This window comes from Plantactinospora siamensis (assembly GCF_042434095.1).
Taxonomy (GTDB): domain Bacteria; phylum Actinomycetota; class Actinomycetes; order Mycobacteriales; family Micromonosporaceae; genus KBS50.
The window spans coordinates 1-24,174 of sequence record NZ_JBHLUE010000013.1 but is presented as its reverse complement, the minus strand read 5'-3'; the positions used below and the strand labels follow the sequence as shown (position 1 = coordinate 24,174).

Sequence of the window (24,174 nt, the reverse complement as noted above, 5' to 3'; positions counted from 1 at the left end):
GACGCCGCCGGACCGCTGCCGGCGGTGGCCGCCCCCCCGAGCCGGTGGCGTCGGTCGTGAACCCGATTGTCGCGATCGGATCGAGGGTGCATGTTGGACCCAACGGCACCGGGCGCGATGGGAGATCGGGTGGGCGAGGAGATGCGGCTGCACATCGCCGAGGACGGCGCCGACCCGGAGCGGGTGGCGGCGCTGACCGGCTATCTGCGCGACGAGCTGCGCCAGCTCGACGTGGCGGAGGTCCGGGCCCTGCCCGGCAGTGAGCCGCCGCCGGGGTCCCGGGCGTTCGACGCGGTCGCGGTCGGCGGATTGCTGGTCACGCTCGGCCGGTCCGCCGAGGGGCTGCGGTCGGTGGTCGGCGCGATCCGCGCGTGGTTGTCCCGGGGCGACGGGGTCCGCCGGACGGTCCGGCTGGAGCTGGGCGGCGATGTGCTCGAGCTGTCCGAGGCGTCGGCGGCCGACCAGCAGCGGCTGATCGAGCTGTTCGTGCGCCGGCACGAGCCCACGGGCGATTCCGATGGCCGGTAAGCGCAAGGCGCTGATCGTCGCGAACGACGAGTACGAGCACGACGGGCTCAAGCATCTACGTTCGCCAGGGGCCGACGCCGAGGCGCTGGCCGGAGTGCTCGGCGACCCGGAGATCGGTGGCTTCGACGTCCGGGTGGTCCACAACGAGCCGGCCCACATCATTCAGGGCCACATCGAGGACCTGTTCGCCGACGGCCGACCGGACGATGTCCTGTTGCTGCACTTCTCCTGCCACGGCCTGAAGAGCGAGTCCGGCGAGCTGTTCTTCGCCGCCCGCAACACCCTGCCGCACCGGCTCGGCTCCACCGCGACCTCGGCCGACTTCGTCCAGCGGTGCATGCGGGCCAGCCGATCGCGCAGCGTCGTGCTGCTGCTGGACTGCTGCTACGGCGGCGCCTTCAGCAAGGGCGTCACGGTGCGGGCGGCCGGCGACATGAACGTGCTCAGCAGCTTCGCCGAAACCACCGCGACCGCGGCCGGTGGGCCCGGCGGCAGGGTCGGCGGGGGCCGCGGCCGAGCGGTGATCACGGCGTCCAGCGCCATGGAGTACGCCTTCGAGGGGGACCAGCTCGCCGACGACCACAGCCGGCGGCCCTCGGTGTTCACCTCCGCTCTGGTGGAGGGCCTGGCGACCGGCGACGCCGACCGGGACCAGGACGGCTGGGTCTCGCTCAACGAGCTGTACGACTATGTCTTCGACCGGGTCCGCGAGCAGAACCCGCACCAGACGCCGAGCCGGGACGTGGAGATGCAGGGCGAGCTGTACGTGGCCCGCCGCAGCCGCCCGGTCACCGTGGCCGCGCCGCTGCCGCCCGAGTTGCAGGCCGTGATCGACAATCCGATCGCCGGGGTGCGCGCCGGCGCCATCCAGGAACTGACCCGGCTGTACCGGGGACGGCACGCCGGCTTGAGCCTGGCCGCGGCGAACGCGCTGCAGCGGCTCGTGCACGACGACAGCCGTTCCGTCGCGGCCGCCGCCGAGGCCGCGTTGGCCGGCACCGAAACCGTGCCGGAGCCGCCCGCACCGGCCGGGACAACGCCGGCCGCGACGACGCCGGCCGGGGCGACGCCGGTCCGGCGGCCCGCGCCGCCGCCCGCGAGCCGCGGCGCCCGGCGCAGGAACCGGTGGCTCCTCGCCGCCGGGGCCGTGGCCGTGCTCGCGGCGGCCGCCACCACGACCGCGCTGGTGCTCGGGAACCGCGGCGACACCGGGTCGCCAGCCCAAACCTTTTCCGGTACGCAGTTCACCGCCACCTCGCCGTGGCGACTGGTCATCACCGACGCCGCGCAGGGCGTCGACCACGGCTGCGACGTCACCGTCACCGGCGCCGGCCGCAGCACGCCGGTCGCCGCCCCCACCCAGATCTACTCGTCGCTCACCGTCCAGGTCCGGGAGTCGGGGACCTTCGGCTGGACGGCGAACGACTCCGACTGCATCGTGCGCGGACAGCCCGGCGCCGGTTCGGTGGCGCTGCCCTTCGTCCAGACGACGCACGGCGACACCGACGCGTTCACGGTGCACGGGCCGATCACCGTGCAGGTGCTGAACTCCTACGGCAACCACACCTGCGAGCTGGTGCTGCACGACGCCGGGAACGGCCGACCGCTGGCCGTCGCCTCGGCCGCCGAGGGCGGCGCGCCGGCCACGCTGGATCCGGCCGGCCCGAGCCAGGCATTTCTCCACAACGACAACTGCGACGTACGGATCGCCGCCGAGTAGTCCGTCCCCGATTTCCTCCCCAGCTGATGGTGGACCCGGCCCGTACGCCCACCAGCGAGATGTACGTCATGCCGGGGTCGTCGGGGCTTGCCACGGTGAGCGTGCGGGACGGATCGTCAGCGGGAATCATGGTGCTCGTCTCCTTCGATGGCTCTGGCTTCCGGGGCGCCGGAGAGCCGCCGGTGTTCGGTCGGTGGGTGGATGATCAGGCCACGTCGACGACGACCTTGCCGCTGGGCAGCGCGCCCGTGGCCGCGTCGGCGTGCACGGCCGGCAGCTCGGCCAGCGGCACCCGCTTGGCGACCTCGACCCGCAACTCACCGGTGCCGACGCGCGCGACCAGGTCGGCGAGCTGGTCGGCGTCGCTGCGGACGAACAGGTCTATGCCGCGCACCCCGCGCCCCTCGTCGGACGGGGCGGGCATCCACACGGTGGTGTTCACCAGCACTCCGCCAGGGCGGATCACGCTGAGCAGCGCGGTCAGCTGTTCCGGGGCGACCGGCGCGAGGTTGAGCACGACGTCGACCGGCTCGGTCACCGCCGCGGCCACGTCGGTGCTGATGTGGTCGATCACCTCGTCGGCGCCGGCGGCCTTGACCCGGTCGGCGCTGCGGGGGCTGGCCGTGGCGATCACCTGGGCGCCGACCTCCCGGGCCAGCTGCACGGCGTATCCGCCGACCGCTCCGCCGGCGCCGTTGATCAGCACCCGCTGCCCGGCGGTCAGGTTGCCGTGGTCGAACAGGGCCTGCCAGGCGGTGAGCCCGACCAGCGGCAGCGCGGCCGCGTCGGCCAGCGGGATGTTTCGGGGCGCCCCGGTCAAGATCTCCGCCGGCGCGATCACGTACTCGGCGGCCGCTCCGGTCTCCGTCATCGGCAGGAAACCGACCACCCGCTCACCGATCCGGAGGTCGGCCACGCCCTCGCCGAGCGCGTCGACCGTGCCGGCCACGTCGAGGCCGGGAGTGTGCGGCAGCGTGACCGGGATCGGGCCCTGCATGAAGCCACCGCGGATGTTGCCGTCGACGCCGTTGAAGGACGTGGCCGCCACCCGGATCCGGACCTGACCGGCGCCCGGGGTGGGCTGCTCGACATCCTCGTAGCGCAGGACCTCGGGACCACCGTACTCGTGGAAACGCACTGCCTTCATCGCTGGACCTACCTTCGTGAGCGTCGTCAACGAGCTTCCGGCTCGCGACACCCAACCTCGCAGGTTCCGGCGCGGTTAGCCTGGGCCAGGTTGGCCCACCCTGACGATGGCCGGTTCGCCGACGCCCTCGACGATCTCGGCAAGCCGCGCCGCGTCGGTGGAGCCGGGCGCCGCAGTGAGCATCAGAGCCGCCAGATCGTCGCCCGGGATCGCGAGCATGCTGCCGACGAGCGTGACGGCGCCACCCTCCGGATGGATGAACGCGGCACTGCTCTCGTGGGCCGCCACCGGTCGCGGCGCCCGCCACAGGGTGTCGAACGGGCGGCTTCGACGCCGCATCTCGTCCACCAGCTCGGCGAGCGACGCGTCCGCGGGGTAGCGCATCAGCGCGCCGCGCAGGTGGGCGGCGAGGACCGCCTGGTGATTGGCGGCATCGGCCGCGGACTGCCGGAAATTGGCAAACGGGCTGCAAAACGTACGCCAGGCGATGTTCCACTCAAATGGCTCGCCGGTGAGATCCCAATGCCCCAGGGCCAGGAACGCGCTGTTCACCGCGACCAGGTTCATCGCCGCGTCGGAGACGAACATCGGGGTGTCGGTGAACCGCTCCAGCAGCCGCAGGGCGCCCTGCCCGATCTCGTTCGGCACCTGCCCGTCCGCGGCGGCGTACCCGGCCAGCGCGCAGAGCCGCTCGTACTCCGCCCGGCCGAGCCGTAAGGCCCGGGCGATGGCGTTCACCACCCCGGCCGACGGGTGGCTGCGCCCCTGCTCCAACCGGCGTACGTAGTCCGCGGACATGCCCGCGAGCTCGCCCAGCTCCTCCCGCCGCAACCCCGCCACCCGCCGGCGGCCGACCGGCAGCCCGACGGCCGCCGGCGCGGTGCTCTCCCGCAGCTGGCGCACCGCGGTGCCGAACTCGTGACGTTCCACCGCCCAAGTGTGCCTGACCAGTCCAGACACCACCTCGGGCGGGAACATCCCCGGCCGCTGCCGGGCCAGCTAGATCCGGACCTCGCGGCGGTCGGTCGAGCGAAGGTAGACCACCCAGGTGACCAGGACGCACAGCGCATAGAAGCCGATAAAGGCCAGGTACGCCGCGTTCGCGTTCCCGGTCGACAGGAACGACTGCCGGAAGGCGAGGTTCACCAGCACCCCGCCGAACGCGCCCACCGCGCCGGCAATGCCGATCACCGCCCCCGTGATCCGGTCGGCCGCGCGCTCGTCGTCGCGGAACCTGGCCTTGAAGATCGACGGGATCATCTTGTACGTGGAGCCGTTGCCGATGCCGCTGAGGACGAACAGCGCGATGAAGCCCACGAGGTAGAGCGGCAGCGAGTGCCGCTGCGCGGCGAGCAGCACGACGGCGGTGCCGCCGGCGAGCGCGATGAACGTCACGAAGGTGACGCGGGCCCCGCCGAACCGGTCGGCCAGCGCGCCGCCGACCGGACGGATCAGCGAGCCGAGCAGCGGACCGAGGAAGGTGAGGTACGCGACCTTGATCGGGGTGCCGAACTGGGCGTGAAACTGCACCTGCAGCACCTGGCCGAACGCGAAACCGAAGCCGATGAACGAGCCGAAGGTGCCGATGTAGAGCAGGGACATGATCCAGGTGTGCGCCTGGCGCGACGCGTCCCGCATGGCCCGCTTCTCGTTCCTGACCTGGGACAGGTTGTCCATGTAGCCGGCCGCGGCGAGCGTGGCCAGCACGATCAGCGGAATGTAGATCCCGGCGACGGCGCCGGGGTGCCCGGCGCCCAGGGTCGCCAGCACGAACAGGCCGACCAGCTGGACCACGGCGACGCCGAGGTTGCCGCCGCCGGCGTTGACCCCCAACGCCCAACCCTTGAGCCGGTGCGGATAGAAGGCGTTGATGTTGGTCATCGAGGAGGCGAAGTTCCCGCCGCCCACCCCGGCCAGCGCGGCCAGGACCAGCAGGGTCGAATAGGAAACCCCGGGACGGATCAGGAATGCGGCGGTCACCGACGGGACCAGCAGCAGCGCGGCGCTGATGATGGTCCAGTTCCGGCCGCCGAAGCTGGCCACGGCCAGGCTGTACGGCACCCGCAGCGCCGCCCCGAGCAGCGCCGGCAGCGCGGTGAGCAGGAACTTCCCGGCCGGATCGACCCCGTACGCCGGGCCGAGGAAGAGCACCAGCACCGACCACAGGGTCCACACCGAGAAACCGATGTGTTCGGAGAGGACGGAGAAGATCAGGTTCCGCCGCGCGACCCGCGCGCCACCGGAGCGCCAGAAGTCGGCGTCCTCGGGGCGCCAGTCGTCGATCCAGTGCCCCCGGACGGTCAGCGTGGGCCGGGCTGCTGGCAGGGTGGTGGTCACGTCGCTCTCCTAGGAACAGCTGATCGCCGTCGAGGCGTACGGGAAGAGATGGCCACATCGGGGCTGGCCGGCCAGCGAGCAACCGGTGCTGCGCTCCAGCGGTGTAGATGCAGCGGGCACGTTACGTGGCGGGGATCGATCCCCACATCCGCCGACCGTCCATGTCGGACGGCACGGACCGTCCGATGCCTCGCCGCGACCATCCCGGCGGCTGGCGGTGCAACCGCCTGGGTCGGTGGCTCCGTTCTACCTCCGTCATGAGGAGGCAGTTGAGGTGAAAGCCGAAGACGAGCAAGCATTCCGCGAGTTCGTGACGTCGCAGATGGCGTCGCTGCGCAAGCTGGCGTACATGACCTGCGGTGACTGGCACACGGCGGAGGACGCGGTGGCCAACGCGCTGGTCAAGCTCTACCCCCGCTGGCGGAAGCTGGAACGGCCCGATCTCTACGTCAAGACCATGGTCTACCGGGCCGCGGTCGACGAGACCCGCCGACCCTGGCGGCGCGAGCGGTCGGCCGGCGACGCCATGCCGGACGTACCGGTCCGGGACCCGACCAGCGCGACCGACGAGCGGATGCGGCTGCGGGCTGCGCTCGACGCCGTGCCACCCCGGCAACGGGCCGCGGTCGTGCTCCGGCACTACCTGGGTCTGAGCATGGAGGAGACGGCCAACGTTCTCGACTGCACGGTCGGCACGGCCAAGAGTCAGGTCTCCCGTGGCCTGGCGAAGCTGCGCGCGTCACTCGGCGCCGAGCACATCAATCTCACCGGGAACCCGATGGAGGAGTGGACCAATGCGGTTGCATGATTTCGTGGACGCCGTGACCGGCGACGAGCCGCCGATGGGACGTACCGTCGACGACATCGTCGCGGCGGGGCGGCGGGCCGAGCGGCGGCGCCGGGCCGGATTCGCGTCGGCCGGCGCGGCCGGTCTGGTCGCGGTCGCCGTCGTCGGCGCGGTCGCGCTGCCACGGTGGGGCGCCGAGCGGAACAGCCCGGCCGTGCCGGCGCCGGTCGGCGCGGCGGCCTCCGGTACCGCCGCGGCCACCTGGCCCGACGCCGGGCCGTTCACCTTCACCTTCCGCGGGTACGACGCGGGCACGCTGCACGTCCAGAATCCGATCGCCGCGTCCACCACCTACCAGATCGCCTCCGTCTACTCCGACAACCACGCCTCGAACGACAGGCCCCAAACCGCCGACGAGGCCGAGGCGCAGGGCGGCAGCGCCGAGCAGCACAAGAACGCCACCGGAGCGAAGCCGACCCTGTTTGCGTACCTGACCGTCTACCGGCCCGGCGCCTTCGACCCCGCCGGGATCAAGGACGGCAAGGACGTCATCGTGGCCGGGCGCCGGGCCGTGCAGGCGACGCTGCCGGTCGATCTGGACCCGCAGAAGCCGGTGGACGAGGGCAACAAGCTGTTCGCCTGGGAGTACGCCGACAACGCCTGGGCGGCCGTCACATCGCTCTCCACCGACAGCGCCACGCCGAGCTTCGCGGACCTGAGCGGCCTGGTCGAGGGCCTCAGGCCCAGCCAGCCGAAGCCGGCCCTGGTGCCGTTCACGGTGGGCTACGTGCCCGACGGCTACCTGCCGGTGCAGATCGGCACGCACGCCATGCCGGGTCTCATCGGCATCGCCACGGCCCGCGAGGGTGACTACGGCGGCGCGACGTACACCAAGCCGGCCCTGCCCGCCTCGGGCCTGACCGCGCCGTACGACGCGACCGAGGGCGTCATCAGGGACGGATTCCACATCTTCGTCACGCCGAGCACCAGTGCGAACCAGTCGCCGGAGCCCGGGACGACGAGGTGCTACACCCCGCCCGAGCGGGTCGGCGCCCCCTCGCACGGCAGCTTCTGCAACGTCTGGGGCGCCGACGGCAAGGTTGTCCTCCAGGTCACCGCCACGGGCACCGAGCACAAGCTGCCCCGGGCCGAGTTGGAGAAGATCGCCAAGGGGATCACGGTCGCCAACGTCACGGACGAGTCGACCTGGACCCCTGCCACCAACGCCCTGCGGCCGTAACGGTCAGCACCGCACACCACGAGGCGCCGCTGAGCAGAGCCGGCCGGACCGGCTCTGCTCACCGGCGTGCGGGCTGGCGCCGGTGCTGCCGATGCCCGCGGCCGAGCCGGCTGATCTGTGGCGAGGGCGGTGCGAGACCGCACGCGCGTCGGGTCATCCGAACTGCTGCGCCGGCCAGCTGCCCCCGGCCCGCAACTTGGCGACCAGGTCCACCACGGCCTGCGGCCCGCCGTTCGCGCTGACCCACCGGCTGACAACGCATCCCGCCTGGAGATACGGTCGATCGTCGCCGTCGGCCGCAGCGGTACGCCAGTCCTCGCCGATGACCGACCGCGCTTGCTCGTACGGTAGCTTGCAGCGATCCGCGGTTGAGGCCGGTTGCAGGTAGCGGGCGTCGTCGGAGACGAGCACGGCCAGCCCTTCGTCGAACCACTGGGGCACCTTGCCGCGTGCTGACCCGAGACGCTGGTGGAACTCGGTGTGCGACAGCTCGTGGGTGGCGATGGTCGCGTTGCTTCCCGCGGGCGACAGCATGAGCGACCAGTTGCGCAGCGCGCGACCCTTCTCCCCACCGCCGCCGAGGCGGTGATAGCAGGATGTGGTGGAGCAGATCAGCACGCGGGGACTGCTGAGGCGGGAGCCGTAGAAGCTCGCGATATGTTGGTCGGCGTCGTCGATGAGCGCCCGATACGCGGGGTCGTCGCGGTCCGCGTACACCGCGTTGTGCAGCGAATGGAGGCCGTAGCAGCGGGGACACGCGGTCGCGGCCAACCCGGGCACCGCGGCCGCGGTCACGGCGGCACCGACGGCAAGGACCGCGACAACGGCGATTGCGATCCATCGGCGTCGTCGCATGCCGAGATCGTACGTGGCCCCGGGCCGCCCCGGTGCCCGAGCCGGCGTGAGCTCCGGTCACCGGTCCCGGCCCGGGGCGCCGTGGCCGAGCCCGCGGTGGTGTCCGGCGATCACGGCGGCGGCGATGGCGACGGGGACGACCAGATGCCAGCCGGCGAAGGGGGTCGCCGCGAGCAGGGCCAGCAGCGCGACGGCCGCCATGGTGCGGTTCGCCTGCCGCAGCAACCGAAGCGCGGCCGCGGCGCCGATGAGATACGTCGTCAGCACGAGGGTGGCGGGAACGAAGACGATGTCCTCGGTGCCCCAGCCGAACAGCCAGGAGCCGGCCAACCCGGCCAGGGCGATGCCGCCGACCGCGATGACAGCGGCTGCCGGCACGCCGCTTCGGTTCACCCGAGACAGTCGCCGCGGGGCCCAACCGTCCCGGGCAAGGGCGAAGCCGAGGCGCGACACCGAGGCGATGAAGGCGTTCGACGGAGACAGCCGCGCCGGGTCGAACTGCGGCACGGCCACGGCGATCACGACCAGCAGCACGGTGCCGACACCGACTGCCAGCGCGATCTGCACCCGCGCCCCGACCCGCATTCCGGTGAGGTTCGCGGCGACCGCGACGCCGAGTACGACAGCCGCGAACGCCGGGGCAAGACGCTGGTCCAGGCCCAGCGCTTCGGTCAGGTAGTAGCCGGCGGTCAGCGGCACGATGGTCTGCCCGACCGAGCCGGCAACGAAGTACCACCAGCCGGCGATGCCTCCGGCGAGCGGCCCGAAGGCCCGCGATGCGTAGACGGCCACGCCGCCCGCGTCCGGGTACCTCGACGCCAGCGCCGCGAAGGTGAACGCCAGCGGGATCCCCAGCAGGGCGCTGAACGCCCAGGCCACCAGCGAGGCCGGGCCGGCCAGCGAGGCGGACTGTCCCGGCAGGACGAGGACGCCGGCGCCGAGGATCGCGCACACGTACAGCGCGACCCCCTGCCCGAGGCCGATCGTCTGCCGGAGCGCCCGGTCGCCGACATCACCAGCTGGGCGCTCGCGCACCTCGACGAACGGCTCACCGTGCGGCGGCTGGCGGAGCAGGCCCGCATCAGCGAGCGCACCCTCATCCGCCGGTTCCACGCCGGATACGGCTGCTCGCCGGCCGCCTGGCTGACCCTCGAACGCCTGCGCCTGGCCCGGGAACTGCTGGAAACCACCCGGCGGCCGGTCGAACGGATCGCCCGCGACGCCGGATTCGGCACCGCTACCAGTCTCCGCCAGGCATTCGCCCAACACCTGCACAGCACGCCCAGCGCCTACCGGTCCGCTTGGCAGCCGGTCACAGTCGGTGGCTGAATCAGGGCCGGGCGCGGCTGCTGGTCACGGTGGCGTCTGGTCCGGATGTCGGTTGAGGATGAGGTCGCCGGCGCGGCGCAGCACCTGCGCCCGGGAGCGATCACCATGGTCGGCGGCCAGGAAGTGTTCGCCGATCAGCAGGCAGAACGCGAGGACGCTGCGGGCTTCCACCTCCTCCGGATCGTCGCAGAAGGTCCCGATCATTTCCCGCAGCAGGCCCATGCGCCGGTTGTCGACCCTGCGGAGGCGGTCGGCGATCGCCGGGTCGCGACGGGCCCAGTCCCGGATCGCCAGGTCGATCGGGAGCAGCCGGTCGCTGGAGAAGGTCAGTACGCCGGCTCGGGCGATCCGGGTCTTCGGACTGCCGCCTTCGCGCTCGATACGGGTGATGACCTCGTCGGTGCTCTCCCGCTCCCAGGCATCCAGCATGGCCGCCAGCAGCGCGTCCCGGTCGGAGAAAAATCCGTAGAAGCCACCCTTGGTGACGCCGAGCCGCTTGGCCAGCGCCTCGACCCGTACGGCGTCCGGACCGCCCGCAGCGAGCGCCTCGAGGCCGGCCTCGATCCATCGATCTCGCGGCGTCCGCGTTTCGAACTTGATGTGATGCACCCCACTCCGCCGTATACGCCACCGTATGCGATTCGCTATCTTCCGTATACGGCAGCGTACACGGGGGCGCTGCCGTCCACGGGAGGTCGTCATGGAGGTCGTCGGTCGGATGGCCAGGCGGTACGAGCGGGAGCGGCCCGGGCGCCGGGCCGGGAGGGCCGATGCGACCGTCGCCCGCGACCGAGCCCGGGCGATCGCATGAACCGGGTCTGGCTGCCGGTCGTCGCGGTTCAGGGCCTCTGGCTGCGCTCGACCCTGCGGCTCGCATCTGCGCCGGGCGGCGGTGTCAGCGGCACCGTTCCCGGTCCCGCGGCCGAGCCGCTGCGCCTGGCCGTACTCGGCGACTCAACCGCCGCGGGCTGCGGCGTCACCGGCGACGAGGAGGCGTTCGCGGCTAGCCTCGCCAGGGAAGTCGCGGCCCGCGCCGGACGGCCGGTCGCCTGGCAGGCCGTCGGCCAGTTCGGCGCCACCTCCCGCCGCATCCGATTCCGGCTCGTACCGCGCCTCGACGACGACCTCGACCTGGTGGTGCTGCTCGCCGGCGCGAATGACGTGCTGGCCGGCCGCGGACCGGACCTGTGGCGCGAGGATCTGACCGGCATCCTCGCCGGCCTCGCGGACCGCGCCCACCGGGTCGCGATAGCAGGAATCCCACCGTTCATCCGGTTCCCGGCCATACCGGCAACCCTCGCGCGCCACCTCGGCGAACGCGCCGCCGCGCTGGACGCGGTCACTCGAGAGGTCTGCCGGCAGAGCGCCCGTACGACAACGTTCCTCGAACAACCCGCCGGGACGCCACCAGCCGACTTCTTCAGCACCGACCGCTTCCACCCGTCAACCCACGGATACCGGCTCTGGGCGCAGGACGTCGCCGCGCAGCTGATCCCCGACCAACCAGCACCGTGACCGGCCGTCCGCCACGCCCGCTCTGGCGCACGCTCGCCCGGGCCGCGGCGTGGTCGGACCCGGCGTGCACCGCTGCGGTCATCGCGTCGTAGACCGGCCAGAGGGCGCCGCGGCGCCCGCCCCACACCCCGGCACGGAAGACGTTGATATTAAGTCCGCACGTACCGCATGCCGACGGCCGAGCGGATCCGCTCGGCGTCCGCGCAGCCCGGCAGGTCAGGGGCCCAGTGCCGCCGCGACGGCGGAGCGGATCTGCTCGTCGTCCGCGCCGAGCAGCCGGGCGTCGCGGACCGAAGGCGGCGGCCCGCTCGTCCAGGACGGCAGCGGGTGGGCGGGCCCGAGCGGCGGCCACCCGGGCGCCACCACCCCGCCGCGAGACGACCAGGCCGGCCAACTCCAGTTCACGGCCGGTCGGTGCCAGCTGTACCGCTGCGGTACCTACAGCCTCGTACTCCCGTCGTTGCGGTTCCGGGCCCAGATGGAGGCTCACCGCAGGACTGGGAACACGAGATGGGTGACGCGGTCGGCCCCGACGCAGATGGTGGGGTTGTCAAGCAGGACATCCCCTGCGGAGAGGCTGCCGAAGAAGGGGCGGTTGCCCTCGCCCATCACCACCGGGACGAGGTCGACGGCCACCTCGTCGAGCAGTCCCAGTTCGAGGCATTGCCGGGCGATGGTGCCACCGGTGACCGCGACGACGCGGTCGCCAGCGATCGTCTGTGCACGAGCGACCGCTGCTGCAACGCCGTCAGCCACGAAGGTGAAGGGCGCCTCGGGATGGGCTTTGACCCAGTCTGAAGGGGCGTGGTGCGTCACGACGACGACGGGGATGTCCAGAGTGTGGCGGCCCTGCCACCCCTGCGCCACGTCGAACAGGGTCCGACCGCACACCAGCGCGCCGAGTGAGGAAGTCCAGTGCCGCCAGTATTCTGCGCTCGGCGGCGACAGGTGAACGTTGAAGTCGCCAGCGGGGGTCGGAATCTCGACCTCGCCGTTCTGCAGCCAGTCGAACAACCGGCCGATGGTGTTGTCCTGCTTGGCGACGTACCCGTCGAGTGACATGATCGCTTGCGCCACAACCTTGCCCATGGTGCCTTCCTCCTCAGTTGCGCTGCGCCCGATAGCTGTGCACGACGATGCCGCTGGGAAACGGCAGGGCCTCGATGAGGTTCAGGTGCCGCGAGTCCGGCAGCCGGTCAAACAGGGCCTGCCCGTGTCCCAGGACCAGCGGCTGCACCAGCAGACGGTATTCGTCGATCAGGTCTGCGGCGGCCAATGCCCCGGCGAGGCGACCGCCGCCCCAGACGATCGCGTCCGCACCCGGTTCCGCCTTGATCGCGGCGATCTCGGTCGCGAGGTCACCGCGCGCGACCGTGCTGACCGGCCAGCTCGCCTCGGCGTCGGTGAGGGTCCGGGAGAACACGACCTTGGGGATGGTGTTCATCGGGGCCGCGTAGGGGTCGTCCGACCGCGGCCAGTACGACGACATCTCCTGGTAGGTCACGCGGCCCATAAGATGGAGGCCGGCCTGGCTGATGCGGTCAAGTTTCCACTGCTTGAGTTCGGCGCCCTCGGGGATTGCGACCCCTGGGTGCTCACGGTCACCGCCGACGAACCCGTCCAACGACATCGACATATAGAGAACCAGGTTGCACATCGTCCTACCTTTCCTTCCTGTTGTTCCGGCCGGGTCGGCGGTCGTCGAACAACGTCCCGAACCCTCGCACGGAGACCGGTGCGTCGGCGCCTTCCAGAATCGACCACAGAAGTACCTGGTTGGCCGCCAGGACAAGGCGTCCGGTCCGGCGCTCCAGCAGGTGGATGGCGCGAGCGGTCCGGAAGCCGTTTCCGCCGATGAAGACCGCCTCGGCGCCGGGGCCCAGGTGCGCCGCGATCCATTCGACAACCATGCGCGGCTCGACCAAACGCGGATCGTCGGGGACATCCGCCAGTCGCGCATCGACGACCTCGAACCCCTGACTGCGGAAGTATTCGGCGCCCAGCTCATTGAGCAGAGCCCCGAACCACGGCGGATGCACGAGGCAGATGCGCTCGACGCGCCGGGACCGCAGTGCAGCCACCGCGGACAGGCACGCGGCGTGCACCGGCACCCCCCACCGATCATTCAGGCGCTTCACGACCGCAAACTCCCCGTCGCGGCCCAGGGCGTACCCCGAACTCGTCGAGGCGAGGGCCAACACGTCCGCGGTGGGTAGCAGCCCCGAGGCCGCCTTGTCGAGCGCGGTCGCCCCGAGCTGCGCGCGAAAGGCCTCTGCGGAGGTCGGCCCGGCGAGGCCGGAAGGACCGGGCACGGCATCCCGGATTCTGGCGACTGTCACGCGAACCCGACTCGGCGCCATGTCCGGCATCTCCGCTTCCGGGCCGGGCGCGGCATGGGGCGTGACCACGCCCACCCTCATCACGAAGTCGGGGTTCATGACCCGACCCTCGCAGCGGGGACCGGGCAGCATCAACAGCGATTCGCCGCATACAGCGTGTAGTGTCGCTCAACGATGCCGGACATTGAGTTGCGCGAGCTGCGCCTGTTTCTGATGCTGGCCGAGGAGTTGCACTTCGGGCGCACGGCCGAACGGCTCGGTCTGACCACCTCGCGCGTCAGCCAAACCCTGCGGACGCTCGAGCGCAAGCTCGGCGGCCGACGGCTGTTCCGCCGCACCAGCCGGGTCGTCGAGCTGACCGAGGCCGGACGTGCCCTGTACGCCGAACTGACCCCCGCCGTGACGAACCTCGACCAGGTGCTGCGGACAGCCACGTTCCGGGCTCGTGGGCCGGGCGTCGTACGCGTCGGACTGCTGAATGCCGCATCCGGGGTGGACGTCCTGAGCCGCGCCATCGAACGGTTCGAGGCGGCGCACCCGGGTGCCACTGTGCAGCTGACCACCACGCCCTTCGCCGACCGCCTCGGTCCCCTGCGCCGTCGCGAGGTCGACCTGGTTGTGACGCGGCTGCCTCTCGACCAGCCGGACATCGTCGTCGGCCCGGTGCTCAGTGCCGCCGACCAGCGCGTCGTCATGGTCGGCCGGACCCATCCACTCGCCCACCGCGTCGATGTGTCAGTCGAGGACCTGGCCGACCACGACGTCCGACGCCCCCTGGGACTTACCGCGGAGCAGTCCGCAGCAGTCTGCCCGGCCAGAACACCGTCCGGGCGGAACATCCGGTTCGTCGATGCGCCGGTCGACGACACCGCCGAGCTGCTCTACCTCCTGGCGCGCGGCCGTCTCGTACACCCGACCGTGGCGCCCTTCGCCGGGCACTTCAAGCACCCCGACGTGATCGCCATCCCGCTGCGCGACCTGCCCTCATCCACCTGCGCGCTGGCACGCCTCCGAGGCGTCAGAGACCCAGATCGTGATGCTCTGCTCACCATCGTCAGGGAGCTTGCCGCAGGCGCCTCCCGGAACCGCCGAAACCCTGGATAGGGGCCTCCGACCCGCTGCGTCTGAACACGAACCGGCGCCAGGACACAACGCCCCGGCCGATCACGCCGGTGCCTGCCCGTCGCCAATCCGCCGCGAGCCCCGGCTCGCTCAGCCGGGCTGGTCCACGTCCGCCCAGATAGTGGCGTGGTCGGATCATCAGGCTCGCCTCGGCGAACCGCTTGAGGGCCAGCCGGTTCTCGCCCGGTGTCGGTCCGACCGCGATGGCTGGCGGTCGACGCCGTGCAGCTCAGCGAGCGGTGCGGCTCGACTCCCACATCTCGCGGGTCAGCTCGTACTCGACCTCGCCCTGGTCGGCGCCGGGCAGCGGATCGTCCCAGACCGGGAAGTACGTCCGCACGTACCGCATGCCGACCGCCGCCATCACGGCCCGGGAGCCGGCGTTCACGGTCATGGTCTGCGCGATCACCCGGCGCTGGCCGACGGTGTCGAACGCGTGCCGCAGCAGGGCCCGGGACGCCTCACTGGCCAGCCCCCTGCGCCAGTGCCGGCGGACGATCCGGTAGCCGAGGTCTGAGACCGTCGGGTCGTCCGGCTGGTCCGGGCCGTGCGCCGGCGGGAGCATCATCAGCCCGACGAACTCGCCCGCGTCCTCCCGGTCCGGAGGCGTCGAACCGCGTTCGGCGGACCCCGACCCGAACGCCATCCAGAAGCCCAGGCCGTCGACCTTGGCGGCCAGGGCGATCCGCCGGTCATGGGACGCGGTCACTTCCTCCCGGGAGGACGCCCGACCGGTGAGGTAACGCATCACCTCCGGGTCGGAGTCGAGCCCGACCTCCAGGTCGAGGTGCCGGTCGGCCAGCGGGACCAACAGCAGGCGGTCGGTGCGGAGAATGGGTTGCGGCACGCCACAAACGATCGCACGACATCCTCGACGGGTACGACCAGATTTCCGCCGGCCCGGGCGGTGGTGCCGCGCGGGCTGGCGGAAGGGCACGGCGCGACGGCCGCGTCCCGGGGACAACTGCCCCGGTACGCGGCCGCCGTTCGTTCAGTACGCGTCGTACTCGCTGTCGTGACGCTGCGTCGGGTCGCCCAGGACCTCCCAGGTCACATTGTCGCCGTGCTGCTGGGTCCAGAAGACCCGCCAGCCGGCCCGGAACGGCCGGGGCGACTTGGCGCCCAGGATGCCGCGGACGCTGGCGTCGCCGTCCGAGACGTGGATGCCGGTGATCTCGTTGTCCCCGTCGTTGTATCCGGGGCTGGTCAGAGCGTCGTAGGTGGCCGACGCGTCCCGACCCTCGGCGAGCCACCGAACCGGATTGCCCGGCTTGCGGCCGTTGCGCACGTCGATGACGTACCCGGAGTCGAGCGCGTTGCGCTGCTGGTGCAGGCCATCGCCGGCGTCCTCGACGACCAGCAACTGGTCGGCGGTGGCGAAGGCGATGTTGTCGAAGCCGGTGTGCTCGACGGTGCCGACGGTGACCGGCGAAAGGGTGCCGCTGTCCGCGCTCGGGCCGGACTGCCGCAGCCGGAAGACCGCGCCGAAGGCACCCGGCAGGTCGCTGGCGGCGTTGGTGTCACCGGTCTCGGTGAAGTAGAACTCGCCGAAGTGCGTGCCCGGGCGGAAGACGCCGTTCTCCGGCCGCTTGAACGGAGTGGCGCCGGCCGCCTTCGCGCCGGCGGTGGCGTTCGAGGGATCGGCGATCGTCGCCCACCGGGTACGGAAGCTCTTCCCGTACGTGTGCAGCGCGGTCAGGAGCGGGTCGCGCCCGTCGGTCTGCAGCTGCGCGGCGGTGGCCGGAGTGCCGTCGGCGCGCAGCACCTGCAGCGCCTGCAGCGTGCCGCCCTTCGTGAGGTCGGTCTTGTCGGTCGGCCGGAAGCGATAGACGTAGCTGTTGGGCAGCTTGCCCTTGTTGTTGGCGCCGGCCGCCGCGCCGCCGATGTCCTCGACCAGCCACACGTTGCCGTCGGCGTCGTTCTGCACGCCCTCGTAACCACCGGAGCCCAGCCCGGACAGCCGGGTGATCGGGCTGGTGGCATTGCCCTCGGCGTCCAGGCTGATCGCGAAGACGCCGCCGGTCGGCGCCGCCGCCTCCGCGGTGAGCAGCAGCTGGTGGGTGAACGGATCCCAGGTGATGCCGTCGAACGTGGGCAGCTTGGCCCCGCTCGGGTCCCGGTCGGCGACCAGGCTGACCCGCTGCAGCGGGTTGGCCTGGTCGAGGTCGACGCGGGTCACATATCCCGCCGGGCCGCCCTCATGGCCCTGGTACAGATAGTGGTGCCCGTTGAGGACAAGGTAGACGTTCTTGTCCGGCTCGGTCTTGAACGCCTCCTTCGCGTTCTGCGTGAGCGGGCCGCCGTTGGAGGTGTTGTAGCCGTAATGGGTGTTGCCCAGGGCGGCGTCGGGGTTCTGCAGGGGGAGTTGCCCCCAGGCGACCGAGCTCTCGCGGAGGTTCGCGGCCAGGACGTTGTCTCGCACACCGTCGCGCGGATTGGCCGCGAAGGGCTTGCCGCGGGCGAAAGACTCGTCGGCGACCGCCGGTGTGGCAATGCCGGCGAGCAGGCTGACCGCCGCAACCGCACCGATACCGGCGGCGCCCACGAAGCCGTACTTGCGATATTCCTTCATGGATCCCCTTCCAGGATGCCTTGCCGACGCGAGCAAATACCCGCGAGGGGGCCGACTCGCCGACACATCGATGAACGCACCGGCGCGCCGTGGTGAACAGATGGCGTCGCCGATCCCGGCTCACCTGCGGGACCAGGCGCTACGGGCGATTCGTACGGATAGGGGCGGCTGCTGGCCCGCGAAAGAACCGCTCCCCCATGTGGCGGGGCCTGCGCCGACGGCGCCGCGCTGATCGTGAAGCACTTCGACGACGCGACCTGCCCCGACTGGCGCTACCTGCTACGGGTCGCGGCCGCGGTGCGGGATCCGGGCTGCCCCACCCCGGAACCGACGCCCCGAGGTTCAGCTCAACCGGCGCGGCGGGTGAGCCGCAACCCATCTGTCGTACCAGGTGAGGTCCTGCTGCCACGGGTGCTGGCTGCGCTCTTGCCACTCGGTGCGGGCGGCGCGGTAATGGAAAAGGGCCTCCGCGGGCGTCCAGCCGTTGAGCTCGGCGAGACGGCGCAGAGCTTGCCCGACGAGTAGCGGGCCACCGACGACGCCGGCGCGGCCGACGTGCGTGACGAGGTCGCAGTCTCCGCAGTGGATCTCGACCCCGATGAGAGTCTGGGTGCGGGTGGCATGGTCGTAGGTCCAGCGCTCGTGGCAGATCAGGTACCGCCCGCCGGCCACAGTCAGCCCGCAGGGCTCGCAGCGTTCACCGGCACGGTCAAGGGCCCAGCGGCGCAGCCGCTGCCAATCCGACCGCGGTAGCACAGCCCGAAGGTTGCGGCCCCAGAGAGGCCGTGGAACAAGCTCCACCCGCAACCGGAGGGCCGGCTCATCGCCATCCGTGCGAGTCACCCTCCCACGATGCCTGATCGTCGTCCGGCCGGAGAATGGCCGGCCGTGGGAGGAGCGGGCGACGCCCGGTCGGTTGAGCGAAAGCCCGTTACCGGTGACTCCGGTAACGGGCTCGCTAGCTGCACACATTTATGGTGGGCGATACTGGGATCGAACCAGTGACCTCTTCGGTGTGAACGAAGCGCTCTCCCGCTGAGCTAATCGCCCTCAGCGCGAGAACTGTACCCGATGGGGGACCGGGCCCGCACATCCGGGGTCAGCGCGCCGCGAGGGCGTCCCGGGCGATGGCCAGCAGGTCGATGCCGAGGCTGTAGCGGAGTGAGATCAGGACCACAACCCCGACGAAGGCCAGACTGACGGCGCCGAGCAGCAGCCGGGTCGGCCAGGACCGGCCGCCGACCCAGCGGGTCCAGGCCCGCACCCTGGCGCGGGTGAAGGTGAGCAGCCGGCGCGCCCAGTGGAACTCGATGGCCCAGATGGCCAGCCCGGCGATCACGATCAGCCAGCCGGGTCCGGGCAGCGGGACCAGGACCGCGCCGACCGCCACCACGACGGCGCCGGCGAGGCCGACGACGATCTTCAGCAGGATCCGGCCGGTGGGATTGGCCCGAATGAGGTCGAGGGCGGTCCGGGTCCGCCGCCAGCGGCGGGCCGTGGACCCGTCCGGCGCCGCGGCCTCCGCCCGGCCCGAGGGCGTGACCGGCGCCGATTCACCGGTACGGGGATCCGCGCCGGCCCGGTCGTCGGACACCTGGCTCCCCCACTCGGTCGATTCGCCTCCGGCCTTGGTACCACTGGTGATCGGCCGTTCGGATTGCTCCAATGAGGATGGTTTCGTGGCCATTTCCTCCCCCAGTGTCGCCCCGCAGCGTCACTCCGAGGGACGACTGGACGTTACCGGAGTGAGCGATGCCTGAAGCATTCCGGCCCGGCCAGACCGGTTACGTGGGCAGAACCGGATACTCTACCTGAATTCCTCCATTTCAGCGGCGTTTCCGAACTCCTTCCCACCACTGGGTGAGATCAGCGTATGGCGGAGCGTAGCTACGACGCGCACCTGAGTATTGGAAAAGCGGGCCGCGCAGGGTCCGAAGGGGTGCCGGGGGGAGAACGTCCATGAGTGTCATCCGACCCACAACTGTCGAGGTCGAGACGTCGTTGCGGCTGGTGGCGCCAGATGCCACCGCACTGCCCGTACGGGCAAGTCTACGCTACGACCCAAGTGATCCGTATGCGGTTCATGTCCTGTTTCACGCCGAGTCGGCGGGCGGCGAGGCCGTAAGCTGGTCCTTCGCTCGCGAACTCCTGGTCACCGGCCTGGATGAGCCGGCCGGCATCGGTGATGTCCGGGTCTGGCCCTGGGCCACCCCGCGCGGCGACTTCGTCGCGCTCGCCCTGTCCTCGCCCGATGGGAACGCCCTGTTCGAGGTGCCCCGCAGCGTCCTGGTCCGGTTCCTCCGCCGGACGTACGTGGTGGTTCCCCGCGGCCGGGAGGGCGAGCACCTGGACGTCGACACGGCCGTCACCCGGTTGCTGGCCGGCCGCTGACCCACCACCCGACGCCGCGGCACGACCGCGACCGGGCGACCGACATCGGCGCCGCGTGAATCTGCCGAGTTCACGCGGCGTCGCCGGGTCGCCGGCCGGGTACGGCCGCGGTGCGCTCCGGTTACGGCTCAGCCGTGGGTGGTGATGCCACCGTCCACCGGGATCACCGCGCCGGTGAGGTACGCGCCGGCGCGTGACGCCAGGTAGATGGCGGTGCCGGCCATGTCGTCCGGGCGGCCGATCCGGCCCAGCGGCACCTGGTGCTCGATGGTGGCCCGGCTCTGCGGGTCGTCCAGCGCGAAGGCCATCATCTTGCTCTCGAACGGACCGGGCGCGATGGCGTTGACGGTGATCCGCTCCGGCGCCAGCTGGTGGGCCAGGCTGCGGGTCAGCATGTGTACGGCGGCCTTCGTGGCCGAGTAGGCGTACACCTCCATCCACGGCACCCGGATCCCGTCGATCGACCCGATGTTGATGACCCGGGACGGGTCGTCGGCGGTGGCCGAGACGCGCAGCGCCGGCAGCAGCGCCGTGGTGAGCCGGAAGACGGCCTTGACGTTGACCGCCCACAGCTTGTCGAAGGCGCTTTCCGGGTACGCCTCGAGCGGCGCGCCCCAGGTGGCCCCGGCATTGTTGACCAGGACATCCAACGCGTCGGCCCGGTCCCGTACCGCGGCCGCCAGCCGGTCGGCGCCTTCGGTGCTGGACAGGTCCGCCGGGATCGCCTCGCACCGGCCGAACTGCGACAGCGTCTCGACCGCCTCGGCGCACGCGTCCGCCTTGCGGGAGGAGATGATGACCCGCGCCCCGGCCTCCACGAAGCCCCGCGCGATCATCAGGCCGATGCCCCGGGAACCGCCGGTGACCAGCACCGTCTTACCGTCGACCGCGAACAGACCCGGCATGCCCACCCCTTGCCGACCGCAGGACGGCCGCCGCACGCGGCCGTGTTGATCGACCCACCGTACCGGCGCCGCCGCCCGGCCGTCGCGCCGGCCGTCGCGCCGCCCACCGCACCGGCCGGGCACCGAGCACCGAGCACCGAGCACCGAGCACCGAGCACCGAGCACCGAGCACCGAGCACCGAGCACCGAGGGTACGACCCGACGCCGTGCCGGCCGACCGGACGTGCATTGTGACCGCCGGCCGGCTACCGTCGGCTCGATGATCGGTGCTGCTCAGCGCGCTGGCGAGAGTGCCGGCGCCGGAACGCGGACCGACGACTCAGGGATCACGACGACTACTCTGGGTGATCTCCAGGCCGACACCCGGTGGCATGGACCGGTGCTGCTGCCCCGGCACGTCCTGCTGCTGGTGACCGCGGGGCACGGCAGCCAGGAGGTCGACTTCCGGCGCCTGCCGTGCCGGCCCGGCACCGCGCTGCGCGGCCGCCCCGGCCAGCTGGTCCGCGGGATCGGCGCGGCCGGCTTCGACGGCGTGGCGCTGTGCTGGGACGACCGGGCCGGCGCGGGGGTGACCGCGGCGCTGGCGGCGCTCGACGACCGGGCCGACAGCGGCCACTGGCAGCTCACCGGCGAGGACGAGGACGCGGTGATCAGCGAGGTCAGCCAACTGGAGGTCGACTGCCGCCGACACGCTGCCGCCGGGCTGGCGCCCGAGCTGCTCCGCCAGCAGCTCACGGTGCTGCTGCTGCGGCTGGCCGTGCTGGCCGAGCAGCAGGCCCCGGACGACGGCCCGGGCGCCGTCACCTACCGGCGGCTGCGCCGGGAACTGGAGCTGTCGTACGACCGGACCCGCCGGGCCGAGGACTACGCCGACCGGTTGGGCTGCTCGGTGCGTACCCTCACCCGGGCCTGCCTGGCGGCGACCGGCCGGAGCGCCAAGCAGGTGATCGACGCCCGGGTGGCGCTGGAGGCCAGGCGGCTGCTGGCCGCCACCGACGAACCGGTGGCCGACATCGGGCGCCGGTTGGGCTTTCCGGAGCCGACGAACTTCGGCCGGTTCTTCCACCGGGAGGCGGGCAGCAGCCCGGGGGCCTTCCGGGCGGCGCTGGGCCGGCCGGCGCCGGACGTACCCGGGCGGGGCTGAGGGCCCGGGGCTGCCGGGGCTGAGGGCCCGGGGCTGAGGGCCCGGGGCTGCCGGGGCTGCCGCGGCTGCCGGCGCCGGACGTACCCGGGCGGACGTGACCGTCCGATCCGGACCGGCGGGCGGTCCGGGCCCCGGATCGGCGTTGGTTTGCCGAACGTGCCGATCGGGCACATCTGGCGCACCCCGGTACACCTTACGAGAGGAGCATTGCGATGGGTGTGGTGTTCCGCAAGCGCCAGAAGATCGGCCCGTTGATCCTGAACTTCACCGAGAACGGCTATTCCTCGTGGAGCCTCAAGATCGGGCGTTGGTCGTGGAACTCGCGGTCCCGCGCGCACCGGGTCGACCTGCCCGGTCCGCTGTCCTGGAAGCAGGACAAGTCGCGTTCCTGACCCGACACGATCACCGCGCGGGCGGTGCCGGCGATGCGCCGGCACCGCCCGTCGCATGTTCGCCAGGCCGAAACCGCCGCGTCCGGCCGGCCGGGTCCGCAGAATCGGGATATGAGCCCGGAACCGGGTTACCGGCGAGAGCGCTGGTACGCCCTGCTCACCTGCCTGCTCGTCGTGCTGGCCTACTTCGTCGTACCGCTGCGGCCGGACGTGTCGACGCCCCGGCTGGTGTTGCGTGGGTTGGCCACCACCGCGGCGGTGGTGGTGATCGCGATGCTGGTGTTCCGCCAGGTCCGGCGTCAGGTCTCCGGTGCACCGACCAACGCCCTGCAGGACCTGCTGCGGTTGACCGTGGCGCTGGTTGGCGGGTTGGTGATCTTCGCGCTGGCCGACTACGTGATCGTGCTGAGCGCTCCGGGGCAGTTCGTCGGCCTGCGTACCCGGGTCGACGCGCTGTACTTTGCGGTATCCACGATCACCACGATCGGGTACGGCGACGTGTACGCGCGCGGGCAGTTCGCCCGGGTGTTCGTGATGATCCAGATGCTGTTCAGCGTGGGCGTGGTGGCGACCGGGGCGTCGATCCTGGTCAAGCAGTTCGCGTCGCGGCCGCGGAAATGACCACGTCACCGCTCAGCCGGCCGTGTTCGGGCGCCCGGCTCAGCGTGCCAGCGGCCAGCAGGGCGGTGAGCACCGAGTTGACGTCGGCGGACCGGTAGACGGTGGCGGCCGCGGCGAACCGGCGCAGCTCGGCCACGCTGGCCGGCCCGGTGGCCAACCGCGCCAGCAGCTCCCGCCGCAGCGGGCCGGGATGCGGGCTGAGCGAGATGTCCAGCAGGTGTCCCTCCGGGTCACGCGGGTCGCGGTAGCGGACCCCGGCGTACTCGTCGAGATTCCAGAGGGCGTCCTTGAAGGCGTCCAGCCCGTGCCCGGAGGCGGTGGCGAACACGACCAGCTCGGCCGGCGCACCGTCGACGGGGACGAGCTCCACCTCGGTGACCAGCGGGAAGCCGGCCGCCGCGAGGGCGTCCACCGGCCGGTCCCGGTCCCGGGCCGCGGCGGGCAGCACGAGCAAGAGCTCGCCGGGCCGGCCGGCGGCGACGGCCCGGTACACCGGCTCGAGCGGCACCACGGCCGCCCCTCCCCCGGCGCCCCCGTCCGGCCCCTCATCCCCCGCCAGCCCGGCATGACCGCCCGGCGGCCCGGCACCGCCGCCCGCCGACCCGGCACCGCCGGCCGCGGACCCGGCACCGCCGGCTGCCGGCTCCGCGTGGCCGGCGGCCGGCGCCCGCGTCATCAGGTCGACGTACGCCAGCAGCGGTGCGCCGGCGGCCTGGGTCGCGGCAAGCACGGCCGGCAGCAGCGCCGGCCCGCCCTTCACCGGGTGCACGCTCACCCCGGCCGGAAGGAAGGGCCCCTTGTTATCGCTTTTTGTATAGGAAGGGCCCCCTGTTAACCCCCGGTCGAGGACCGCCACGGTGACCCGCCGGCCGCCGAGCCGGTCGGCGAACTCCGCCAGCACGTCGAGCGCGGCCCCGGGGATGCCGGCGTCCTCCCCCGCGTACGCCTGGACCAGCGTGAGCCGGCGGGATCGGTGCAGGGCGCGCGGCAGCCAGGCGTCCAGGAGCCGGACGAGCAGCTCGCGGCGCAGGGCGGCGGTGGTGGCAGCGGACATGCCTTGGTTCTACCGGCCCGCGGCGCGCCGCCGTTAAGAGGGGGCCCTTCCTATACAAAAAGCGGCTCTTGTGACGTTGTCGTGGGTGGGTTGAGCATGTCGTAGCAGCGCACGCCGTTCTCCGGCCTACGGTTCCGGTTGTCGAGACTGGAATCGGGCATAACGGAGAACGGCGT

General features: G+C 71.9%; 27 protein-coding genes and 1 tRNA gene. 11 read left to right on the top strand and 17 right to left on the bottom strand.

The window, feature by feature from the left end; translation table 11 throughout:
- Nucleotides 1-129 precede the first annotated feature (129 nt).
- Both ACFFHU_RS17395 and ACFFHU_RS17390 read left to right on the top strand, forming a co-directional pair.
- Nucleotides 130-528: a hypothetical protein gene (locus ACFFHU_RS17395; RefSeq protein ID WP_377340195.1), complete on the top strand. Its 399-nt coding sequence runs from the start codon at nucleotides 130-132 to the stop codon at nucleotides 526-528.
- Entirely contained in the window at nucleotides 518-2,248 is a 1,731-nt protein-coding gene (locus ACFFHU_RS17390; RefSeq protein ID WP_377340193.1) for a caspase family protein, read from the top strand. The genes ACFFHU_RS17395 and ACFFHU_RS17390 overlap by 11 nt, the downstream gene beginning before the upstream one ends.
- A 205-nt stretch (nucleotides 2,249-2,453) precedes the next feature.
- Here the strand turns inward: ACFFHU_RS17390 and ACFFHU_RS17385 are convergent, their stop codons facing one another.
- The 3 genes from ACFFHU_RS17385 to ACFFHU_RS17375 all read right to left on the bottom strand — a co-directional run bounded on the left by ACFFHU_RS17385 (nucleotide 2,454) and on the right by ACFFHU_RS17375 (nucleotide 5,732).
- The gene (locus tag ACFFHU_RS17385) at nucleotides 2,454-3,395 is read right to left on the bottom strand and encodes an NADP-dependent oxidoreductase (protein WP_377340192.1); all 942 of its coding nucleotides are present in this window, start codon (nucleotides 3,393-3,395) and stop codon (nucleotides 2,454-2,456) included.
- Between the two features lie 75 nt (nucleotides 3,396-3,470).
- On the bottom strand, nucleotides 3,471-4,325 hold the full coding sequence (locus ACFFHU_RS17380; protein ID WP_377340190.1) for a helix-turn-helix domain-containing protein: 855 nt from the start codon (nucleotides 4,323-4,325) through the stop codon (nucleotides 3,471-3,473).
- Nucleotides 4,326-4,394: 69 nt separating this feature from the next.
- Nucleotides 4,395-5,732 carry a nitrate/nitrite transporter gene (locus ACFFHU_RS17375; protein ID WP_377340189.1) on the bottom strand — a complete coding sequence of 446 codons (1,338 nt, stop codon included), beginning with the start codon at nucleotides 5,730-5,732 and terminating at the stop codon, nucleotides 4,395-4,397.
- Nucleotides 5,733-6,006: 274 nt separating this feature from the next.
- Here ACFFHU_RS17375 and ACFFHU_RS17370 point away from each other — a divergent pair, with 274 nt between their 5' ends.
- Both ACFFHU_RS17370 and ACFFHU_RS17365 read left to right on the top strand, forming a co-directional pair.
- Nucleotides 6,007-6,540, top strand: a complete 534-nt coding sequence (locus tag ACFFHU_RS17370) for a SigE family RNA polymerase sigma factor (RefSeq protein ID WP_377340188.1) — start codon at nucleotides 6,007-6,009, stop codon at nucleotides 6,538-6,540.
- Nucleotides 6,527-7,759: a hypothetical protein gene (locus tag ACFFHU_RS17365; RefSeq protein WP_377340187.1), complete on the top strand. Its 1,233-nt coding sequence runs from the start codon at nucleotides 6,527-6,529 to the stop codon at nucleotides 7,757-7,759. The genes ACFFHU_RS17370 and ACFFHU_RS17365 overlap by 14 nt, the downstream gene beginning before the upstream one ends.
- Before the next feature lie 153 nt (nucleotides 7,760-7,912).
- Here the strand turns inward: ACFFHU_RS17365 and ACFFHU_RS17360 are convergent, their stop codons facing one another.
- Nucleotides 7,913-8,614 (bottom strand): hypothetical protein, encoded by a 702-nt coding sequence (locus ACFFHU_RS17360; RefSeq protein WP_377340184.1) that lies wholly within the window; start codon nucleotides 8,612-8,614, stop codon nucleotides 7,913-7,915.
- A gap of 57 nt (nucleotides 8,615-8,671) precedes the next feature.
- Complete coding sequence (locus ACFFHU_RS17355) at nucleotides 8,672-9,649, bottom strand: APC family permease (protein WP_377340183.1); 978 nt, start codon at nucleotides 9,647-9,649, stop codon at nucleotides 8,672-8,674.
- Between the two features lie 18 nt (nucleotides 9,650-9,667).
- Between ACFFHU_RS17355 and ACFFHU_RS17350 the strand changes: the two genes are divergently transcribed.
- On the top strand, nucleotides 9,668-9,943 hold the full coding sequence (locus ACFFHU_RS17350) for a helix-turn-helix domain-containing protein (RefSeq protein WP_377340182.1): 276 nt from the start codon (nucleotides 9,668-9,670) through the stop codon (nucleotides 9,941-9,943).
- A 24-nt stretch (nucleotides 9,944-9,967) separates the two neighbouring features.
- On the opposite strand, the gene ACFFHU_RS17345 is transcribed toward ACFFHU_RS17350, so the two are convergent.
- Nucleotides 9,968-10,552, bottom strand: coding sequence for a TetR/AcrR family transcriptional regulator (locus ACFFHU_RS17345; RefSeq protein WP_377340180.1), 585 nt, complete (start codon nucleotides 10,550-10,552; stop codon nucleotides 9,968-9,970).
- A 198-nt stretch (nucleotides 10,553-10,750) separates the two neighbouring features.
- Between ACFFHU_RS17345 and ACFFHU_RS17340 the strand changes: the two genes are divergently transcribed.
- Nucleotides 10,751-11,458 (top strand): SGNH/GDSL hydrolase family protein, encoded by a 708-nt coding sequence (locus tag ACFFHU_RS17340; protein WP_377340178.1) that lies wholly within the window; start codon nucleotides 10,751-10,753, stop codon nucleotides 11,456-11,458.
- A 216-nt stretch (nucleotides 11,459-11,674) separates the two neighbouring features.
- Here ACFFHU_RS17340 and ACFFHU_RS17335 read toward each other — a convergent pair whose 3' ends face one another.
- From ACFFHU_RS17335 to ACFFHU_RS17320, 4 genes are all read right to left on the bottom strand, one after another.
- The gene (locus tag ACFFHU_RS17335; protein ID WP_377340177.1) at nucleotides 11,675-11,863 is read right to left on the bottom strand and encodes a hypothetical protein; all 189 of its coding nucleotides are present in this window, start codon (nucleotides 11,861-11,863) and stop codon (nucleotides 11,675-11,677) included.
- Between the two features lie 81 nt (nucleotides 11,864-11,944).
- Nucleotides 11,945-12,547 (bottom strand): dihydrofolate reductase family protein, encoded by a 603-nt coding sequence (locus tag ACFFHU_RS17330; protein ID WP_377340176.1) that lies wholly within the window; start codon nucleotides 12,545-12,547, stop codon nucleotides 11,945-11,947.
- Between the two features lie 13 nt (nucleotides 12,548-12,560).
- Entirely contained in the window at nucleotides 12,561-13,115 is a 555-nt protein-coding gene (locus ACFFHU_RS17325) for a dihydrofolate reductase family protein (protein WP_377340175.1), read from the bottom strand.
- A gap of 4 nt (nucleotides 13,116-13,119) precedes the next feature.
- A complete protein-coding gene (locus ACFFHU_RS17320) occupies nucleotides 13,120-13,896 on the bottom strand; it encodes a maleate cis-trans isomerase family protein (protein ID WP_377340174.1) in 777 nt (258 codons plus the stop codon).
- A 75-nt stretch (nucleotides 13,897-13,971) separates the two neighbouring features.
- On the opposite strand from ACFFHU_RS17320, the gene ACFFHU_RS17315 reads away from it, so the two are divergent.
- Nucleotides 13,972-14,901, top strand: a complete 930-nt coding sequence (locus ACFFHU_RS17315) for a LysR family transcriptional regulator (RefSeq protein ID WP_377340173.1) — start codon at nucleotides 13,972-13,974, stop codon at nucleotides 14,899-14,901.
- A 247-nt stretch (nucleotides 14,902-15,148) separates the two neighbouring features.
- Here ACFFHU_RS17315 and ACFFHU_RS17310 read toward each other — a convergent pair whose 3' ends face one another.
- From ACFFHU_RS17310 to ACFFHU_RS17290, 5 genes are all read right to left on the bottom strand, one after another.
- Nucleotides 15,149-15,766, bottom strand: coding sequence for a GNAT family N-acetyltransferase (locus tag ACFFHU_RS17310; protein ID WP_377340171.1), 618 nt, complete (start codon nucleotides 15,764-15,766; stop codon nucleotides 15,149-15,151).
- Nucleotides 15,767-15,910: 144 nt separating this feature from the next.
- Nucleotides 15,911-17,491, bottom strand: coding sequence for an alkaline phosphatase PhoX (locus ACFFHU_RS17305; protein ID WP_377340168.1), 1,581 nt, complete (start codon nucleotides 17,489-17,491; stop codon nucleotides 15,911-15,913).
- A gap of 342 nt (nucleotides 17,492-17,833) precedes the next feature.
- On the bottom strand, nucleotides 17,834-18,334 hold the full coding sequence (locus ACFFHU_RS17300; protein WP_377340166.1) for a hypothetical protein: 501 nt from the start codon (nucleotides 18,332-18,334) through the stop codon (nucleotides 17,834-17,836).
- Between the two features lie 132 nt (nucleotides 18,335-18,466).
- Nucleotides 18,467-18,541, bottom strand: a tRNA-Val gene (locus ACFFHU_RS17295).
- 49 nt (nucleotides 18,542-18,590) lie between these two features.
- Nucleotides 18,591-19,178, bottom strand: coding sequence for a TIGR02611 family protein (locus ACFFHU_RS17290; protein ID WP_377340164.1), 588 nt, complete (start codon nucleotides 19,176-19,178; stop codon nucleotides 18,591-18,593).
- A gap of 272 nt (nucleotides 19,179-19,450) precedes the next feature.
- On the opposite strand from ACFFHU_RS17290, the gene ACFFHU_RS17285 reads away from it, so the two are divergent.
- Nucleotides 19,451-19,882: an SsgA family sporulation/cell division regulator gene (locus ACFFHU_RS17285; RefSeq protein ID WP_377340162.1), complete on the top strand. Its 432-nt coding sequence runs from the start codon at nucleotides 19,451-19,453 to the stop codon at nucleotides 19,880-19,882.
- 128 nt (nucleotides 19,883-20,010) lie between these two features.
- Here ACFFHU_RS17285 and ACFFHU_RS17280 read toward each other — a convergent pair whose 3' ends face one another.
- Entirely contained in the window at nucleotides 20,011-20,787 is a 777-nt protein-coding gene (locus ACFFHU_RS17280) for a glucose 1-dehydrogenase (RefSeq protein WP_377340160.1), read from the bottom strand.
- 259 nt (nucleotides 20,788-21,046) lie between these two features.
- Between ACFFHU_RS17280 and ACFFHU_RS17275 the strand changes: the two genes are divergently transcribed.
- The 3 genes from ACFFHU_RS17275 (at nucleotide 21,047) to ACFFHU_RS17265 (ending at nucleotide 22,944) form a co-directional block, all read left to right on the top strand.
- The gene (locus ACFFHU_RS17275; protein WP_377340158.1) at nucleotides 21,047-21,931 is read left to right on the top strand and encodes a helix-turn-helix transcriptional regulator; all 885 of its coding nucleotides are present in this window, start codon (nucleotides 21,047-21,049) and stop codon (nucleotides 21,929-21,931) included.
- Nucleotides 21,932-22,143: 212 nt separating this feature from the next.
- Complete coding sequence (locus ACFFHU_RS17270) at nucleotides 22,144-22,323, top strand: DUF4236 domain-containing protein (RefSeq protein ID WP_377340156.1); 180 nt, start codon at nucleotides 22,144-22,146, stop codon at nucleotides 22,321-22,323.
- 111 nt (nucleotides 22,324-22,434) lie between these two features.
- On the top strand, nucleotides 22,435-22,944 hold the full coding sequence (locus ACFFHU_RS17265; RefSeq protein ID WP_377340154.1) for a potassium channel family protein: 510 nt from the start codon (nucleotides 22,435-22,437) through the stop codon (nucleotides 22,942-22,944).
- Here ACFFHU_RS17265 and ACFFHU_RS17260 read toward each other — a convergent pair.
- Nucleotides 22,913-23,998, bottom strand: coding sequence for a hypothetical protein (locus ACFFHU_RS17260; RefSeq protein ID WP_377340151.1), 1,086 nt, complete (start codon nucleotides 23,996-23,998; stop codon nucleotides 22,913-22,915). The genes ACFFHU_RS17265 and ACFFHU_RS17260 overlap by 32 nt on opposite strands.
- Between the last annotated feature and the right edge of the window lie 176 nt (nucleotides 23,999-24,174).